The sequence below is a fragment of the Halobacterium sp. CBA1132 genome, from assembly GCF_001485535.1.
Lineage (GTDB): Archaea > Halobacteriota > Halobacteria > Halobacteriales > Halobacteriaceae > Halobacterium.
Window position 1 is genome coordinate 352,016 of record NZ_BCMZ01000001.1, and the last position, 17,547, is coordinate 369,562.

At 68.4% G+C, this 17,547-nt stretch carries 18 protein-coding genes; 10 read left to right on the forward strand and 8 right to left on the reverse strand.

The annotated features are described in order from the left end of the window. Positions 1 to 3: 3 nt before the first annotated feature. Positions 4 to 1,698, forward strand: a complete 1,695-nt coding sequence (locus AVZ66_RS01790; RefSeq protein WP_058981224.1) for a radical SAM protein — start codon at positions 4 to 6, stop codon at positions 1,696 to 1,698. Between the two features lie 18 nt (positions 1,699 to 1,716). On the opposite strand, the gene AVZ66_RS01795 is transcribed toward AVZ66_RS01790, so the two are convergent. From AVZ66_RS01795 to AVZ66_RS01810, 4 genes are all read right to left on the reverse strand, one after another. Next, positions 1,717 to 2,121 carry a TRAM domain-containing protein gene (locus tag AVZ66_RS01795; protein ID WP_058981227.1) on the reverse strand — a complete coding sequence of 135 codons (405 nt, stop codon included), beginning with the start codon at positions 2,119 to 2,121 and terminating at the stop codon, positions 1,717 to 1,719. Between the two features lie 64 nt (positions 2,122 to 2,185). Next, positions 2,186 to 2,836 carry a YkgJ family cysteine cluster protein gene (locus AVZ66_RS01800; protein WP_058981229.1) on the reverse strand — a complete coding sequence of 217 codons (651 nt, stop codon included), beginning with the start codon at positions 2,834 to 2,836 and terminating at the stop codon, positions 2,186 to 2,188. 251 nt (positions 2,837 to 3,087) lie between these two features. After that, positions 3,088 to 3,861: an MBL fold metallo-hydrolase gene (locus tag AVZ66_RS01805; protein ID WP_058981231.1), complete on the reverse strand. Its 774-nt coding sequence runs from the start codon at positions 3,859 to 3,861 to the stop codon at positions 3,088 to 3,090. A 37-nt stretch (positions 3,862 to 3,898) separates the two neighbouring features. Further along, the gene (locus AVZ66_RS01810; RefSeq protein WP_058981233.1) at positions 3,899 to 4,168 is read right to left on the reverse strand and encodes a helix-turn-helix domain-containing protein; all 270 of its coding nucleotides are present in this window, start codon (positions 4,166 to 4,168) and stop codon (positions 3,899 to 3,901) included. 252 nt (positions 4,169 to 4,420) lie between these two features. On the opposite strand from AVZ66_RS01810, the gene AVZ66_RS01815 reads away from it, so the two are divergent. Together AVZ66_RS01815 and AVZ66_RS01820 are read left to right on the forward strand one after the other, a co-directional pair. Continuing rightward, positions 4,421 to 5,125: a class I SAM-dependent methyltransferase gene (locus tag AVZ66_RS01815; protein ID WP_058981235.1), complete on the forward strand. Its 705-nt coding sequence runs from the start codon at positions 4,421 to 4,423 to the stop codon at positions 5,123 to 5,125. 88 nt (positions 5,126 to 5,213) lie between these two features. Then, on the forward strand, positions 5,214 to 6,134 hold the full coding sequence (locus tag AVZ66_RS01820; protein ID WP_058981237.1) for a glycosyltransferase: 921 nt from the start codon (positions 5,214 to 5,216) through the stop codon (positions 6,132 to 6,134). Positions 6,135 to 6,341: 207 nt separating this feature from the next. Here AVZ66_RS01820 and AVZ66_RS01825 read toward each other — a convergent pair whose 3' ends face one another. Next, positions 6,342 to 7,160, reverse strand: coding sequence for an amidohydrolase family protein (locus AVZ66_RS01825; protein WP_058981239.1), 819 nt, complete (start codon positions 7,158 to 7,160; stop codon positions 6,342 to 6,344). Between the two features lie 142 nt (positions 7,161 to 7,302). On the opposite strand from AVZ66_RS01825, the gene AVZ66_RS01830 reads away from it, so the two are divergent. Continuing rightward, positions 7,303 to 8,655: an APC family permease gene (locus AVZ66_RS01830; protein WP_058981241.1), complete on the forward strand. Its 1,353-nt coding sequence runs from the start codon at positions 7,303 to 7,305 to the stop codon at positions 8,653 to 8,655. 36 nt (positions 8,656 to 8,691) lie between these two features. On the opposite strand, the gene AVZ66_RS01835 is transcribed toward AVZ66_RS01830, so the two are convergent. After that, positions 8,692 to 9,447, reverse strand: coding sequence for an S-adenosyl-l-methionine hydroxide adenosyltransferase family protein (locus tag AVZ66_RS01835; RefSeq protein WP_058981243.1), 756 nt, complete (start codon positions 9,445 to 9,447; stop codon positions 8,692 to 8,694). Positions 9,448 to 9,488: 41 nt separating this feature from the next. Continuing rightward, complete coding sequence (locus AVZ66_RS01840) at positions 9,489 to 10,004, reverse strand: nicotinamide-nucleotide adenylyltransferase (RefSeq protein ID WP_058981245.1); 516 nt, start codon at positions 10,002 to 10,004, stop codon at positions 9,489 to 9,491. A gap of 206 nt (positions 10,005 to 10,210) precedes the next feature. Between AVZ66_RS01840 and lonB the strand changes: the two genes are divergently transcribed. After that, positions 10,211 to 12,289 (forward strand): ATP-dependent protease LonB, encoded by a 2,079-nt coding sequence (lonB, locus tag AVZ66_RS01845; protein WP_058981247.1) that lies wholly within the window; start codon positions 10,211 to 10,213, stop codon positions 12,287 to 12,289. 212 nt (positions 12,290 to 12,501) lie between these two features. Further along, complete coding sequence (locus AVZ66_RS01850; RefSeq protein WP_058981249.1) at positions 12,502 to 13,167, forward strand: CPBP family intramembrane glutamic endopeptidase; 666 nt, start codon at positions 12,502 to 12,504, stop codon at positions 13,165 to 13,167. On the opposite strand, the gene AVZ66_RS01855 is transcribed toward AVZ66_RS01850, so the two are convergent. Continuing rightward, complete coding sequence (locus tag AVZ66_RS01855; protein WP_058981252.1) at positions 13,168 to 13,623, reverse strand: MGMT family protein; 456 nt, start codon at positions 13,621 to 13,623, stop codon at positions 13,168 to 13,170. It abuts the gene before it with no gap. Positions 13,624 to 13,747: 124 nt separating this feature from the next. Here AVZ66_RS01855 and trpC point away from each other — a divergent pair, with 124 nt between their 5' ends. From trpC to AVZ66_RS01875, 4 genes are read left to right on the forward strand one after another with little or no spacing between them, the layout of a single operon-like run. Then, on the forward strand, positions 13,748 to 14,503 hold the full coding sequence (gene trpC, locus AVZ66_RS01860) for an indole-3-glycerol phosphate synthase (protein ID WP_058981253.1): 756 nt from the start codon (positions 13,748 to 13,750) through the stop codon (positions 14,501 to 14,503). Then, on the forward strand, positions 14,500 to 15,849 hold the full coding sequence (gene trpB / locus AVZ66_RS01865) for a tryptophan synthase subunit beta (RefSeq protein WP_058981256.1): 1,350 nt from the start codon (positions 14,500 to 14,502) through the stop codon (positions 15,847 to 15,849). The genes trpC and trpB overlap by 4 nt, the downstream gene beginning before the upstream one ends. After that, on the forward strand, positions 15,846 to 16,727 hold the full coding sequence (gene trpA, locus AVZ66_RS01870) for a tryptophan synthase subunit alpha (protein ID WP_058981258.1): 882 nt from the start codon (positions 15,846 to 15,848) through the stop codon (positions 16,725 to 16,727). Before trpB ends, trpA begins: the two co-directional genes overlap by 4 nt. Positions 16,728 to 16,751: 24 nt before the next feature. Then, positions 16,752 to 17,546, forward strand: a complete 795-nt coding sequence (locus AVZ66_RS01875) for a 2-amino-3,7-dideoxy-D-threo-hept-6-ulosonate synthase (RefSeq protein ID WP_058981260.1) — start codon at positions 16,752 to 16,754, stop codon at positions 17,544 to 17,546. Position 17,547 lies beyond the last annotated feature (1 nt).

The window sequence follows — 17,547 nt, forward strand, 5'->3', positions numbered from 1 at the left end:
TGTATGATTGACCCCGCGGAGTTGGACGTGACGCTCGTCGACGGCTACGTCGACGAGCCGGCGCACTTCGGTGTGCCGCCGTACATCTCCACGTATCCGCGGTACGCGGCCGGCGCGCTCGTGGACGCCGGCATCCCCGAGGAGCAGATAACGTACCACACCATCGACGAACTCCGCGAGAACAAGTCGAAGTTCAACGACGTCGCGGACGCGGACCTCTTCGTCTACGTCGGCGGGATGACCGTCCCCGGGAAGTACGTCGGCGGGACGCCCGCCGAGCCCGACGAGGTGCGCGAGCTGGCGTGGCTCGCGGACGGCACGAGTATCATGGGCGGGCCGGTTCGCTTCGGCGTCGGCGAGGAGAACGCGGGCGCCCAGGAGATGGAGCGCTCGGACCTCGACTTCGACTTCCTCGCCATGGCGGACGTCGAGGCCGCCGTCTACGACCTCGTGAAGAATGGTCTCGAAGGGTTCGAGGACCGCTACCGCGACAACGAGGAAATCGACCGCTGGGGGGCGAAGGGCGCGTTCGTCGTCGAGCAGCACCCGAACTACCCGGACTACCTCATCTGCGAGATGGAGACCTCGCGGGGGTGCGCGTACCGCTGTTCGTTCTGCACGGAGCCGATGTACGGCGACCCCGGGTTCCGGAGCGCCGACAGCGTCGTCCGAGAGGTCGGGAACCTCTCCGACCACGGCGCGCGCCACTTCCGGCTCGGCCGGCAGGCCGACATCCTCGCGTTCGGCGGGGACGGCGAGGCGCCGAACCCGGACGCGCTCCGGCGGCTCTACGAGGGGATTCGGGAGGTCGCCCCGAACCTCGAAACGCTGCACCTCGACAACATGAACCCGGTGACCATCGTGGACTACCCCGAGAAGTCCCGGGAGGCCATCCGCATCATCGCCGAGCACAACACCGCCGGCGACACCGCGGCGTTCGGCTTAGAGTCGGCGGACCCCGTGGTGCAGGAGGAGAACAACCTCCTCGTGTCCGCCGAGGAGTGTCTGGAGGCCGTTCGCGTCGTCAACGAGGTCGGCGGCTGGCGGCCCGGCGAGTCCCCCGAGGACGCCCCCACGTGGGGCGACGAGGCGACGAACCGGCTGCCCAAAATCCTGCCCGGAATCAACCTCGTCCACGGCCTGACGGGCGAACGCGAGCAGACGTTCGCGCACAACAAGCGCTTCCTCCAGAGCGTGCTCGACGAGGGCCTGATGCTCCGGCGCATCAACATCCGGCAGGTGATGGCGTTCGAGGGCACCGACATGGCGGAGACGGGCGCCCAGCTCGCCGAGGACCACAAGCGGCAGTTCAAGCGCTACAAGCAGGACGTGCGGGAGAACATCGACAACGCGATGCTGAACCGCGTGGTGCCGCCGGGCACGCTCCTGAAGGACGTCCACCTGGAGTACCACCAGGACGGGAAGACGTTCGGCCGGCAACTGGGCACGTACTCGCTGCTCGTGGGGATTCCCGGCGAGCGCGAACTCGGGCGGACCATCGACGTCGCGGTCACCGACCACGGCTACCGCTCGGTCACGGGCGTCCCGCACCCACTCGACGTCAACGACGCGTCGATGGACGAACTCACGGCGATTCCCGGCATCGGCAAGTCCACGGCCGGCGACCTGCTCGTCGACCGGCCCCACGACTCCGCGCCCAGCGTCGAGGACGCGGACCTCGCGAAGTTCACGCAGTAAAAACCGGCTCCGGCGCGCTCAGTACTCGTCTTCGATGATTTCGCCGACCGCGAAGTTCGACTTGACTTCCGTCACCTCTACTTTCACGCGCTCGCCGATTTCGGCGTCCGGCACGATGATGACGTAGCCGCGTTCGACGCGCGCGATGCCGTCGCCCTGCTTGCCGATGTCCTCGATTTCGACGTACCGAATCTCGCCCTCCTCGACGGGCGGCTGGGGTTCGGACTCGGCGGGCTCGCTCGTCGTCTCGGTCTCGGTCCCGGTCTCGGCTTCGGCCTGCGAGATGAGCGCGACGCGGTAGACGTCACCGGGTTCGACCGAGCCGGCTTCGACTTCGCTCCGCGGGATTTCGACGACGTACTCGTCGTCTTTGACAGTCACTTCCGCACTGAACAGACAGAGGAGTTGGTCAGAGATTTCCATGGCAGGTCTCCATTCGTGCGTGTCGGCCCCGTGACTTAATCGTTGCCACGGTACGGGCGACGGCTCAGTCCCCGGTGGGCGTCCCGTCCGGCCGTTTCGCGCCCTCGGAGTCGTGGACGACGGTCTCGCCGGGACCGGGGTTCGCGGGCTCGTAGTTGTCCCGCACGCCGATGGCTTCCTCGATGTCGCGCACCGCTCGCTCCTTCAGCGCCGCCGCCAGCGACTCGGCGTCCTCACGGGAGATGTCGCGGCCCAGTCCCTCGCACTCGTGGGCGCGCACCATCCCGGATTCATCTACCGCCTCGCCCATCGGCTGGCTCGTCCCACCGAGCGCGACGCTGAACGGGTACGTCTCGCAGATGAGCGGTCGGCTGTCGTGAACCGTACACGCGCCCGTGCCGTCCTCTTCCTCCTCGTAGAACGAGCAGTCCCCGCACGCCGCCGTCTGGAGCGCCCACTCGAATGTTTCTCCGGTCCCGTCCTCGTCGAGGCCGTACGGCATCGGCCGCGCGATTTCCCGCCAGTCGCGGTCGGTCGCGTCCTCCAACTCCCGGACCTCGTCCGGGAACACCGTCGCCGTGTGGGGGTCGTCGGCCTCGCTCTTACAGCACGCCCCGCAGCGCGTGCACTCGAAGCCGATGGTCTCGATGGCGTCCGCGAGCGCCGCGACGTCGAGGTCGCGGGCGCGCTCGAGTTCGACTTCGAGTTCCTCCATGGTCGTGAGTTGGCGATGAGTGCGGAAAAGACTCGCGGGCTAGGTATCGGTTGGTCTCTTTTCTCCTGTGCGTCCCGCTTCATCTACGACACCTCGAAAGCCCCCCTCCCGCTCGCGGTCGCTCGCGACGTAAGGACCGCAGGCCGGAGGGCGAGGACCGCAGCGAGCGAGCGACCGCGACCGGTCGGCCCCTTTCGTTCCTCGCCCACCGGTTGATTCAATTCGTCCTGCTACACCGGCTGGTTCGTCGGCTACTGTTCGCCGGCTGGCGGGCGGGCGCGGTCGCCGTCCCACGCGACGTGGCCCTCGACGGCGAGTTTCTGGAGGTGCGCGCGGACGACTCTCGCGGCGAGGCCGCGGGCGTCGCCGAGCGCTTTCTCGTAGGCGGCGTCGAGAATCTCGTCGACGGTCTCGGCGCCGGATTCGACGGCGGCGCGGACGCTGCGCTCGCGGTCGCGGCGGTGGAAGTACGTCTCGCGGACGCGCTCGTCGGGATTCTCGATTGGGTCGCCGTGGCCGGGGTGGAGCGCGTCGAAGTCGCGGGCGAGCAGGCGACGCAGGGACGACAGATACGTGCGGATGTCGCCGTCCGGCGTACCGACGAACACGCTCCCGTCGTCGAACACGAGGTCGCCCGTGACCGCTTCGCCGTCCGTGACGAACGCGACGTGGTCGGGCGCGTGGCCGGGGGTCGCCAGCACCGAGACGCCGGTGTCCGCGAGCGTGTCACCGGGCCGGAACAGCCGGTCGGGCTCGGTGCCCGTCGCGTCCGCGAACCGCGCTGCGTACGGCGCGTACGCCCACACTGTCGCGTCGGCTTCGGCCGCGTAGTCGGCGACTGCATCGACGTGGTCGGGGTGGGTGTGCGTGACGGCGACGTGGTCGATTCCGTCGGCCGCGTCGTCGAGGCCGGGCGTGCGACCCGCGGGGTCGACGAGCAGGTGTTCGCCCTCGCCGAGAACGTACGCGTTCGTCGCGCCGCCGGGCACCGGCGCTTGGACTGGAACTGCGTAGCGCGCTATCACGAGTGGAGCGTGGAACGCTGCGAGGAAAAACCGGCGGTTAGTTCTCGAGGAAGTACACTTGCTTGCGGGCGTCCTGGAAACTGTAGCGGGAGCCGACGAGGTCCGCGTCGTCGAGGCGGTTGAGCGCGTACCGGACGGTGCGGTCCGGCAGCAGGGACTCCTCCGCGAGTTGGCCCTGCGAGAGCGGCGCGTCGATTTCGAGAACTTTCGCGACGAGTTTCGCGCTCGGCGGGAGTTCGCGCAGGCGCTCGCGGAATTCTTCGTCGTCCTGAATGAGTGACTGGTGCTCCGTGGCGGACGTGCTCATGGAACTCTCTCACATACTGAGGGAGGTAAAGGTTGTCTACCCGTGGGACTATACACCTTATATCGTATAATGATGTCTGAGCGCGCTCGCGCGGTACGACCACCTGTGACTTCACGCCGAGATGGTGAGGGGGAACACGGCGGGGGACTCGTTCCCGGTGGCCCGGCACGCCGCCACCTCTCGGGCGTCGTGTTTGTCGCGTGGTTTCCAGTACGGTTTTAACCACCCGCCCCCGAAGTGCAAGCGAGAAGCGTGAAGGGACAGGAGTGGTACCAGGCCACGGAGGTCGCGGAGGAGTACGACGAGAAGCGATTCTCCCGTGGCGGCCGGCTCATCGACCGACGAGAGAAAGAGGCCGTCCTCGACGCAGTGGGGCCGGTCGAGGACCAGCGCGTCCTCGAAATCGCCTGTGGCACCGGCCGCTTCACGGTGATGCTCGCCGAGCGCGGCGCCGACATCACCGGGCTGGACATCTCCGGGCCGATGCTCCAAGAGGGCCGCGAAAAAGCCCAGCGAGCGGGCGTCGCGGACACCATCGAGTTCATGCGCGGCGACGCCGGGCGACTCCCGTTCCCGGACGACCACTTCGACACCGTGTTCGCGATGCGATTCTTCCACCTCGCGGACACGCCGGCGCGGTTCCTCACGGAGATGGCGCGCGTCTCCAAGGACTGCGTGTTCTTCGACACCTTCAACCGGTTCAGCACGCGCTCGCTGTACAACTGGCTGCTCCCGATGGGGTCGCGGCTGTACGGCGACAGCGAGGTCCGACGGCTCGTCGACGAGGCCGGCCTCGACCTCGTGGACGACGAGCACGACTTCCTCGTGCCGTACGGCTTCTACCGAAAGGTGCCGGACTGGATCGCAGACCCGATTCGGCGCGCGGACACGGCCATCGGCGGGACGCCGGTCGGCCGGTCATTGGCGTCGGTGTCGTACTGGCAGACGAGCGTCTGACAGAAACCCACGGCTCGTGTGAGTTCGCGGACGATTTCGGGGGTTTCGACCCGGGACGTTTTTACCACAGCGCGGGTTCGTGTACGCTATGGACCTCTCGGTAGTGGTGCCCACCCTCAACGGCCGCGACGTACTCGCAGCGTCGCTGGACGCGCTCGCGGCCCACGCACCCGACGCCGAGGTCGTGGTCGTCAACGGCCCGTCCGTGGACGGGACGTCCGGGATGGTGCGCGACCACGACGCAGCCGACCTGCTGTTGGAGCTCTCCGAGCGAAACCTCAACGCCTCCCGCAACGCCGGCGTCGCGGCCGCAGACGGCGATGTCGTCGCGTTCGTCGGGCAGGACTCCCAGATTCGCGAGGGCTGGGTGGAGGCCGTCGAAGCCGCGCTGGACGACGGCGCCGACGCGGTCACCGGCCCCGTCCACCGACGCGTCGAGGGCGGTGTCACTACGGAGTCCGTCGAAACGGCGACCGTCGCGGGCCGCCACGTCACGTTCTTCGACGGCGGGAACGTCGCGTTCGTCCGGGACGCTCTCGACGCCCTCGACGGGTTCGACGAGTACCTCCAAACTGGCGCCGCGCGCGACGCCGCTCACCGACTGGCGGGCATGGACCGCGACGTCGTGTGGGGCGCGGACGCAGTCGTGCTCCGTGAAGCGAAAGACGACATCCGCCACCGACTCCCGGAAGACGCCGAGGAGTCGGCGTGGGGGCTGAAGTACCGGTCGCTGGCGTACCGGCTCGTGAAGAACTACGGATTCGGCGCGCGCATCGCCGCCCGCATCACGAAACACGCCTTCGGGGACGCCTTCTCGGTCGGCGGGGACGTGCTGCGCGGCGACGCGAAACTCTCCGAGTGGGCGGCCGCCGGCAGCGCCGTCGTCCCGAACGTCTGGCGGGGCAGTCAGGACGGGGTGTCCGCGCGGATGGCGGACCGAACCCCGCGACGCAACCCCAACGGCGTCTCCGCGCGCATGGACCGAACGATGGTCCGCCACGACTGCTGACCGCTCTCCTCGTAGCCCGCGCTCGGCGACGCACTGCCGAGTCAGAATCAGTTCCGGAACCGTTCCGCGAGGAACGTCGAGAGGTTGACGAACGTGTACGCGCCGTACAGCATCACGGCGACGGCGACCGCGAGCATCACCAGCCACTCCAACTGCCCGTTCATGGCCGGTGAGACTCCCGGCGGCGCGATAAGCTTTCTGTCGCCCTCACTCCCGGTCGAGTCCGGGGACGACGCGCACGGCGTTCTTCCCGAACACCTTCCGCATCGCGTCCTCGGTGACGTCGAGCGTGAGAATCTCCATGACCGCGACGTTCGGGTGGGTGGCGGGCGCGCCGCTCCCGAAGACGACGCGGTCGGGGTGCTCGACGATGGCGTGTTCGAGCAGTTCCCGGTACCGGACCGCCGCCGTGTCGAGGTAGAGGTCGTCGTGGCTGTCCAGTAGCGCGACGGCCTCGTGCATCAGTTCGCGGTCGAGCGGGTGGCCGCCGAAGTGCGCCAGCACTACGGGGAACTCGCGGTCGAGCAGCGTCGCGTCCAGCGCGCTCGGCGGGAACCCCTCGCCGCCGTGGACGAGCACCGGCAGGCCGACGTCGTCGAGCACGTCGAGGACGTCCGGTTCGGGGAGGCCGTCCCTGGTCGGGTCGAGTTTGAACCCGTGGAAGCGGTCGTCGTAGGCGTACTGTTCGACGTCCTCCGGTGAGGTCTGCCAGTCAGTCCGCGACGACCGGAGGTTCTTCAGCCGGGAGGTCGCGCCGTCGCCGGGGTCGTGGGGGCCGTCGATGCGCGCGAACGCGATGAACGGCCGCTGGACGGCCTGCCGCGCGACCGCGTTGTTCGCGCGGAGGTAGCCCTGTTCGCCCTTCCGCGGCCCGGGGAAGACCACGGAGCGAACGACCCCGGCCTGGTGCATCTCGCGTTCGAGGTCCTCGCCGTCGATGGTGCGGCCCCGGACTGGGCGCCCCGGGCCGGCGTGGAGCCGCGCGTGCAGGTCCACAATCCGGAACCCGTGCTCCAGTTCGAGCATACGCGTTCGTCGCCGGCCGGGTATTTCGGTGTGACGGTGCCCTTGCGCGTCTCCCGCCCGGACAGACTCCCCGCTGGCGGCCCGGCCACAATCTTTACGCGCTCGTCGAGCACTTACCCGTCTTCGACCACACGACCCGGGTATGAGCGAGCAGCTCGGGCTCACGGAGTGCGTGTCGATGGCGCTCGGCGGCATGATCGGGGGTGGCATCTACGCCGTGCTGGGCGTCGTCGCGGGCGTCACGGACGCCGCGACGTGGTTCGCGTTCCTGCTCGCGGGCGCCGTCGCGCTCTGCGCGGGCTACTCGTACAACAAGCTCAACGTGCTCGTCGACGACGGCGGCGGGTCCGTGTCGTTCGTGCAGTCGCTGGTCGGGAACACCACGCTGGCGGGGATGCTCGGGTGGACGCTGCTGTTCGGCTACGTCGGGTCGATGGCGATGTACGCGTTCGCGTTCGCGGAGTTCACGCTCGGATTCTCGGTCGTCCCAGCGGCGGTGTTCGGGCTGCCGATGCGGCCGCTCGTCTCGGTGGCCGCGGTCGCGCTGTTCGTCGCGCTGAACCTGCTCGGCGCGCGTACCACGGGGACCGCCGAGAACGTCCTCGTCGCCGCGAAAGTCCTCGTGTTGGTCGCGTTCGGCGTCTTCGGACTCGTCTACGCGACGTCGCTATCAGAGACGCAGATGGCCTACGGCTTCGGACAGCTCACGACGGTCGGGCCGGTCGTCGCGGCGGCCATCTCGTTCGTCGCGTTCCAAGGCTGGCAGCTACTGTTCTACGACCAGGATAGCGTCAGTGACCACGTCGAGACGATTCGGCGCGCGGTCTACATCTCGATTCCCGCCGCGGTCGCTATCTACGTCCTCGTCGCCGTCGTCACTGTGAACCTCGCGCCGCAGGCGCTCGAACACCACCCGCACGTCGCGCTCGCGGACGCCGCCTCCGAGATGCTCTCCGTGGTCGGACTGTCGAGTCTCGGGTTCGTCGTCGTCTCGGTGTCGGCGCTGTTCTCGACGGGCAGCGCCATCAACGCGACGCTGTTCTCCGCGGCGCACTTCGCGAAGCGGCTCATCCGCGGCGACCTGCTCCCGGACCGGTTCGGCGACACGGACGCAGACGGTGCGCCCGAGAAGGCGATTCTCGCGTTGGGCGTGGTGACGGCGGCGTTCGCGTCCTACGGGAGCCTCGGCGCCATCACGTCGTTCGCGTCGCTGTCGTTCATCGTCGTGTTCGGCGCGATGAGCCTGCTCGCGTTCCGCAACCGCGACGCCGCGGACGCCGACATCAACCCCGTGCTGCCAGCGGTCGGCACCGTCGGCGCGCTCGGGTTCGCGCCGCTGATGGTCAACAACCTCTACAACCGCGAACCCGGAACGTTCTGGATGGTCGTCGTGCTCGCGGTGCTCACGGTCGCGGTGGAACTCCTCTACTTCGAACGCGACACCATCCAACACCAACTCGGCGAGTTCGAGGACGACATTGAGTCGCGGATGTGACGCGCGGCGTGCCGGTCCGCACCGTCACCGCGACCGTCACCACGAGAGTTCGATTGGACTGCCGGGTTCGACGCCGAACGCGTCGTCCCCGCGGCCGCGATTCACGGCGAGTTCGACGTTCCCGTGGCTGCCGACGGTCACGACGCGCTCGCCGGGTTCGACGGCGGCGTACGTCCGCTCGACCCGCACTCGGTCGCGGTTCACGCGCACGGAGTCCCCGAAGTGGTCGTCGACGATGCGCCCCGGCAGGTTCGTGATGGCGTTCCCGAAGCCGTCCACGACGAGCACCTCGCCGCGGAGCACGTCGCCCGCGAGGTCCGGGTCGGGGAACGCCACGGTCTCGTAGTCGTCGAGGCGCTCGTAGCCCGGATAGTCGTCGAACGCCTCGACACCGCGCTCGTGGACGTCCGCGGCGGCGGGCGCGAACACGTCCCGGCCGTGGAACGTCGAACTCGCGGGGTCGTCGACTTCGATTTCGAACACCTCGACGTCGTCGTCGATTCGTCGCGCCGCGGGAACCGCGACCCCGTTGTCCGGCGCGACGAGGGCGTGGCGGCCCGCGCGCACGACGACTGCCTTCCGGTCGGTGCCGACGCCCGGGTCGACGACGACGAGGTGGACTGCCGGCGGGAAGTACGGCAGCACCTCCCGTAGCCAAAATGCGGCCGCACGCACGTCCTGCCGCGGGAAGTCGTGTGCGACGTCGACGAGACGCGCGTCCGTCGACTGCAACACCACGCCCTTCATCGCCGCGGGGTACGGCGTCCCGAAGTCGGAACTCAGCGTTAGCATACGTCGCGCGTACGGCGCCGCCGTTGAAAACTGCTGGCCAGCTACTCCCCGGTGTCCGTGTCGCCGACGCGCTGGATGCGGTCGATGCCGTCGATTTCGTCGATAACGTCCGCGACCGGCTTCGGGACGAGTTCCCGCCAGTCACCGCCCGCCTCCATCCGGCGGCGAATCTCGGTGCCTTCGAGCACGTCGCGCTCGAACATCGGGGACTGCCGGACCTCGATGCCGGCCTCGTTGAACAGCCGAATCACGAGCGGGTTGTTCGAGTACGCCACGTCGAAGTTCGGACTCATCGACTGGACGTGGCTCACCCAGACCGCGTTCCGGTCCAAGTCCTCGATGGGGACGGCGTACGTCACGAGGTCGAAATCCACCAGCGACTTCGTAATCATCATGATGCGCTCGCCCGCCGTGAACGGGTTCCGCGTGCTGTGGGAGTCGCCCGCGCTCCCGATGCCGACGACCAGTTCGTCGACTTCGGTGGCAATCTGCTCGACGACGCGGTGGTGGCCGTTGTGGTACGGCTGGAAGCGACCGATGTAGAACCCGCGGGTCATGTCGTCACCTCGAAACACCCCGTCAGCGACTATAAGAATGGCGAGTTCGGCGCCGCCACCGACACAGCCGCGCTGGCGACGAACGACGAAATCCTGTTCCCGGGATTGAGGGCCCGAAACCGGGTAATACGGCCGGTTAAGCGCTTTTCCGAGGGAGAAAGTATATCAGTCGCCCGTCCGTGTTTTCACGTGTCGAAACCACTTCTATGAGCAACGAATCGACTGACGACGTCTCCCACCACGAAGACCCGGACGCCGACCCGGACGCCCCCGAGGAGGGCGAGGAGTCGGCGCCCGAGTCTGCCGAACCCCTCGACGAACTCGAGGACCTCGGCAGCGAGGTCGGCGTGGAAGGCGACGTCTCGATCAACGAGGACGACGCCGAGGACGACCTGCTTGGCGGCCTCGAAATCCCGGACACCTCCGCTATCGAGGTGCCCGACCGACTGGTCGACCAAGTCATCGGTCAGTCCGAGGCCCGCGACATCATCATGCGGGCGGCCAAACAGCACCGCCACGTGATGATGATCGGCTCCCCCGGCACGGGGAAGTCGATGCTCGCGAAGGCGATGAGCCACCTCCTCCCGAAGGAGAGCCTCCAGGACGTTCTCGTCTACAACAACCCGGACGACTCCAACGAACCGAAAGTCCGGACCGTTCCCGCAGGGAAGGGCGAACAGATCGTCGAAGCCCACCAGGAGGAAGCCCGCAAACGCAACCAGATGCGGTCGTTCCTCATGTGGATTATCATCCTGCTCGTCGTCGGCTACGCGCTCTTCATGGCGCACAACGTCCTACTGGGCGTGCTCGCAGCCGGTGTCATCTATCTGGCGTTCCGCTACACCGACCGCGGCGGCGACGCGATGGTGCCGAAGCTCCTCATCAACAACGCCGACAGTCAGACCGCGCCCTTCGAGGACGCCACCGGTGCCCACGCCGGCGCGCTGCTCGGCGACGTCCGCCACGACCCGTTCCAGTCCGGCGGCATGGGGACGCCGAGCCACGAGCGCGTCGAAGCCGGCGCCATCCAGAAGTCCCACAAGGGCGTGCTGTTCATCGACGAAATCAACACGCTCGACGTCCGCAGCCAGCAGAAGCTCATGACGGCGATTCAGGAGGGCGAGTTCTCCATCACCGGGCAGTCCGAACGCAGTTCCGGTGCGATGGTGCAGACCGAGCCCGTGCCGTGTGACTTCATCATGGTCGCGTCCGGGAACATGGACGCGATGGAGAACATGCACCCCGCGCTCCGCTCCCGCGTCCGCGGGTACGGGTACGAGGTGTACATGGACGACACCATCGAGGACACCCCGGAGATGCGCCGGAAGTTCGCGCGCTTCGTCGCCCAAGAGGTCGACCGCGACGGGCAGCTCCCGCACTTCGACGACGACGCCGTCCGGGAGGTCATCCTCGAAGCGAAGCGCCGCGCCGGCCGCAAAGACCACCTCACGCTCGAACTGCGTGACCTCGGTGGACTCGTGCGGGTCGCCGGCGACATCGCACGCTCGCAGGGCCACGAACTCACCACGCGCGACGACGTCCTGCAGGCGAAGAAGCGCTCGCGGTCCATCGAACAGCAGTTCGTGGACAACTACATCGAGCGCCGCAAGGACTACGAACTCGGCACCTCCGAGAAGGAGGCCGTCGGTCGCGTGAACGGCCTCGCGGTCATGGGCGGCGACTCCGGTATCATGCTGCCCGTGATGGCCGAAATCACGCCCGCGCAGAGCCAGGAGGAGGGTCGCATCTACGCGACCGGCCAGCTCAAAGAGATGGCCGAGGAAGCCGTCGAGAACGTCTCCGCCATCATCAAGAAGTTCAGCGACGAGAACATGTCCGAGAAGGACGTGCACATCCAGTTCGTCCAGGCTGGCGAGGGCGGCGTCGACGGCGACTCCGCCTCGATTACCGTCGCGACCGCGGTCATCAGCGCGCTCGAAGACATCCCCATCGCGCAGGACCTCGCGATGACCGGGAGCCTCTCCGTTCGCGGAGACGTGCTGCCGGTCGGCGGCGTCACGCACAAAATCGAGGCCGCCGCGAAAGCGGGCTGCAAGCGCGTCATCATCCCGAAAGCCAACGAGCAGGACGTGATGATCGAGGACGAGTACAAAGACCAGATCGAGATCATCCCGGTCTCGCACATCAGCGAAGTCCTCGACGTCGCGCTCGTCGGCGAACCCGAGAAGGACTCCCTGGTCGACCGCCTCAAATCCATCACCGGCAAGGCCCTCGAAGGCCAGACGGAGTCGGGGACGACCAGCAGTTCGCCGAGTCCGCAATAGGACCTTTTTGCTGCGCTCTCTCGGGCGCTGACGCGCCCTCGTTCGCTGGCAAAAAGCTACGCTAAAAAGCCGTCCTCACCCCCTCCGGGGGTTCGTCGGCCCGCTCGCTCACTCCGTTCGCTCGCGGTGGGTGTTCTCGGTTCTCTCCGCTACCGCCTCCGCGACCGCTGTGACCGCCACTTTTCTACGCGCGTCCCGCGTGCGCCGACGTGATGGCGTACTGGGTCGCGTTCGCGGCGTTCGCGCTGCTGGTGACCGCTGGACTCGTCGCGCTCACGCGAGCGTCGGCGGGCGTCGTCGGCGAGGGAACCGAGGAGTTCACGGCGGGCGAGTTGCTGCTGCAGACGACGCTCTCGCAGGCGGTCGTCGGCGCGCTGCTCGTGGTCGCGGTGTGGCTCGCGCGGATTCCCGTCGATTCGCTGGGCGTCGCCGTCTCCGCCGACCTCGTCGCAGTCGGCGTTGCCGCGGGGTTCGTGCTCGCGGTCGGGAACGAGGCCGCGATGCGCGTGGTCGACGCCGCGGGGCTGGGCTACGACGAGGAGCTCCGGGAGGCGCTGACGCCCGAGTCGCGCGGTGGCTGGCTGATTCTGTGCTTCGTCGCGCTCCCGGTCGTCGCGGGCTTCGAGGAACTGCTGTTTCGGGGGATTCTCGTCGGCGCGCTCTCCGTGGGGTTCGGCGTGTCGCCGTGGGTGCTCGCGGCGGCGTCCAGCGTCGTGTTCGGCGCGGCACACACCGCGCAGGGCGCGACCGGCGTCGTCGTCACGACGCTACTGGGATTCGCGCTCGCCGCCGCGTACGTCGCCACTGGCAGCCTCCTCGTCGTGTTCGTCGCGCACTACCTCGTGAACGCCGCGGAGTTCGCGGCCCACGCGCGGTAGTCAGGCTTCGAGGTCGCGGAGTCGGTCCGCGACTTCGGGCGGCGCACCGCTCGGGCCGTCGCGGACGCGGTGGTCTGGGATGAAAAGCGGCACGGGGTTCTCCGCGAGCGCGGCGCGTGCGGTCTCGCGCGCGTCGCTGTCCTCGGGGTCGACGTCGGGGACCATCGAGAGGACGCGCTTGACGGTGACGCGTTCGCCGTACGGGATGTTGCGGACGGCTTCGAGGACTTCGCGGTGTTTCGTCGGGACCGTCAGGCCGACCTCGACGTCGTCGAAGTCGTCCTCGCTCCCCTCGAAGTACGCCTCGACGCGGTCGAGCAGCGGGTGGTCGGGGTCGGCGTCGGCGGGCGCCGCCTCGGGGAAGGAGACGTTGATGACGCGGTCGCCCGCGACGCCGAGTTGGACGGCTCTGTCGAGATACGACGCCTCGCGTGCGTAGATGCCGGCCGCAGTCATGTACACACGGAGGAGAGACACGGCCTTGTACGTTCGGTCCCCGGTGAGTCCGGCGGTCTTCGGGCGCCGTCGTGCGCGAACCGACGCAAGGTTTATGTACAAACTAGTTCATCAATGTACAGTAATGAACGAGAGTGACGGGCTCGCGCCAGCGGTGCAGTCCATCCTCGACGCGGCCCGCGAGCGAGAACCGGACGGCCAGCGGGTGTCGGTGTCCCCGCGGTCGCTGCCCGACGCGCTCGCAGCCGCCGAGGCGGACGGGCGCGTGCCCACGATTGCGGAAGTGAAACCGACGAGTCCGACCACCGACGGCGAGCGCCGCGACGACCCCGTCGCGCTCGCCGAGCAGATGGTCGCGGGCGGCGCGGCCGCCCTCTCCGTGCTCACCGAGCCGGAGCACTTCGGCGGCAGCCCCGAGAACCTCCGCGCGATTCGGGACGCCGTCGACGTGCCCGTGCTCCGCAAGGACTTCCTGCTGCGCGAAGCCCAGTTGGACGCCGTCGAGGCCGACGTCGTCCTGCTCATCGCGCGCTTCCTCGGGGACGACCTCGAACCGATGCTGGCGGCCGCCCGCGAGCGCGGCTTCCAAGTGCTCGTGGAGGTCCACGACCGCGAGGAACTGGACCGCGCTATCGCGGCGGGCGCGGACATCGTCGGCGTGAACAACCGCGACCTCGCGAAACTCGACGTCGACCTCTCGACGTTCGAGTCCGTCGCACCCTACGCGCCCGAGGACGTGACGCTGCTCGCGGAGAGCGGCGTGCAGACGCCCGCCGACGCCCGCCGGATGCGGGAAGCGGGCGCCGACGGCCTGCTCGTCGGAAGCGCCATCATGGACGGCGACGTAACCGAGAACACGCAGACACTAACGAACGCATGAGCGACCAATCCCAGCGAACGACGGGCGAACAGGAGACGCGGGCCGGGAAATTCGGCGCGTACGGCGGCCAGTACGTCCCCGAGGTTCTGATGCCGGCGGTCGAGGAACTCGCGGACGCCTACGAGCGCTACGTCCTCGAGAACGAGGACGGCTTCGTTGACGACTTCCGGCAGCGAATCCGGGAGTTCGGGGGGCGACCCACCCCGTTGAGCCACGCCGAGAACCTCTCGGAGCGCTACGGCTTCGACGTTTACCTCAAGCGAGAGGACCTCCTGCACGGCGGCGCGCACAAGCTCAACAACGCGCTCGGGCAGGTGCTGCTCGCGAAGTACATGGGCAAAGAGCGCATCGTCGCGGAGACCGGCGCCGGCCAGCACGGCACCGCGACGGCGATGGCGTGCGCGTACCTCGACATGCCCTGCGAGATTTACATGGGCCGCACGGACGTCAACCGCCAGCGGCCGAACGTCTTCCGGATGCGCATCCACGACGCCGAGGTCAACCCCGTCGACGTCGGCTCGGGAACCCTCAAAGAGGCCATCAACGAGACGATGCGCGACTGGGCGACGAACGTCGAGGACACCCACTACGTCATCGGTTCCGTGGTGGGGCCGCACCCGTTCCCGGCGATGGTCCGGGACTTCCAGTCGGTCATCAGCGAGGAGATGCGCGAGCAGAGCCGCGAGCGACTCGGCGAGCTGCCGGAAGCCGTTATCGCGTGCGCGGGCGGCGGGTCGAACACGATGGGCGCGTTCTCCGCGTTCGTGGGCAGCGCGAAACTCCCGGGTGCGCCCGAGGGAACCCACGAGCCCGCGCCCGACGTCGACTTGCTCGCGGTCGAAGCCGGGGGCTCCAGCCTCGGCGTCGACAAGGACGAGGGGTACGCGCCGAACTCCGCGAGCCTCTCGACGGGGACGGAGGGCGTGCTCCACGGCGCGCGCACGAAGCTCCTCCAGACGGAGGAGGGCCAAATCGTCGAGTCCCACTCCGTGAGCGCGGGGCTGGACTACGCGGGCGTCGGCCCGGAGCTCGCGCACCTCGTCGACGAGGGCCGCGTCGAACCCGTGAACGTCGACGACGACGCCGCGCTCGAAGCGTTCCACCGGCTCTCCCGCGAGGAGGGCATCATCCCCGCGCTCGAATCCAGCCACGCAGTCGCCTACCTCGAGGAGTATGCGGCGCACCGCGCCGCAGGAAACGCGAGCGGCGACGAGCCGCGAGCGGGCGACGGCCCCGTGGTCGTGAACGTCTCCGGGCGCGGCGACAAGGACCTCGACACGGTCATCGAGGAGTCCGCCGCGCGCGACGTCGCCGGCGCGCCCACGATGGAGGTGTTCGAGGAGTGACCGACAGCGAGATTCGCGGTGCGTTCGCGGACGGTCCCGCGCTCGTCTCGTACGTCGCCGCGGGCGACCCGAGCGCGGAAGCCAGCAAGGAGTACGTCGAGGCGCTCGTCGAGGGCGGCAGCGACGTCATCGAACTCGGCCTCCCGTTCTCGGAGCCGGTCGCGGAGGGCACGACGATTCAGAACGCCATCAAGCGCGCGCTCGACGCCGGCATGACGCCGGACGCTTACCTCGACCTCGTGCGCGAGTTGGACGTGGACGTGCCCATCGTCTGCATGACGTACTACAACCTCATCTACCAGTATGGGGAGAGCGAGGCGCGAAGCGCCTCGGAAAACGCGAGCGGCGATGAGCCGCGAGCGAGCGGCGGTCCCGAGGAGTTCGTCGAAGCCGCGGCGGAGGCGGGTATCTCCGGGTTCGTCGTGCCGGACCTTCCCGTGAACGAGTCCGAGGCCATGTACGAGGCGTGCCGCGAGCACGGCCTCGACCTGATCTTCATCGTGGCGCCGACCACCACGCCCGAGCGCCTCGAATCGATGCTCGACCGCACCACCGGGTTCGTCTACGTGCAGGGCCGGCTCGGCACGACGGGCGCTCGCGACGACGTCAGCGAGGACACGCCCGAGGCACTCGAACGCCTGCAGGACGCCGACGTGCCGAAGGCCGTCGGGTTCGGCATCTCCTCGGGCGAGCAGGCCCGCGAAGTCATCGCCAGCGGCGCTGACGGCGTCATCGTCGGGAGCGCGTACGTCGACATCGTCGCCGACGGCGTCGAGAACGACCTGCCAGCGGGAGAGGTCGCGGACCGCCTCGAAGAGCTCGCCGCGGAACTCAAACAGGGGGCGCGGAAGGGACTGCCCGAACCGGAACGCAAATAGCCGACCGCTTGCTACTCGCTACCAATGACACCAGGGAAGACAGCGCGACTCGACCGCATCGGCCGGGATGGCCGATTCGTCACCATCCCGATGGACCACGGAATCACACTCGGCGCCGTCGACGGCCTCGTCGACATCGAATCCACCATCGACGACGTCACCAGCAACGGCGCCGACGCCGTACTCACGCAGAAAGGCGTCGCGCCGCGCGTCCACGACAACAAGAACGGCGCCGGCTACGTCGTCCACCTCAACGCCTCTACGTCTATCGGCCCCGACTCTAACGACAAGCGCCGCACCGGCACCGTCGAGGAAGCTGTGCGCGCGGGCGCCGACGCCGTCTCCTTCCACATCAACGTCGGCAGCGACCACGAACCCGACCAGATTACGCAGCTCGCGGACGTCGTCGACGACGCCCAAGACCTCGGAATGCCCGTGCTCGCGATGGCGTACGCGCGCGGTCCGGGCGTCGACGAGCACGACGCCGAGAGCCTCGGCCACGCTGTCCGCCTCGCGGAGGAACTCGGCGCGGACCTCGTGAAGACCGCCTACTCGGGGAGCCGCGAGAGCTTCGAGCGCGTCACGGAATCCACGAACAAGCCCGTCATCATCGCCGGCGGCAGCCCCGACGGCGACCGGCAGACGCTCCAGGACGTCCGCGACGCGATGGACGCCGGCGCCGCCGGCGTCTCCACTGGTCGCACTGTCTTCCAGCACGACGACCCCGGCGCGATGACCGCCGCCATCGCCGCCGTGGTCCACGAGGACGCCACGCCCGAGGAAGCCCTCCGCGAGGCCGGTCTCCCCATCGAAGCCTAAT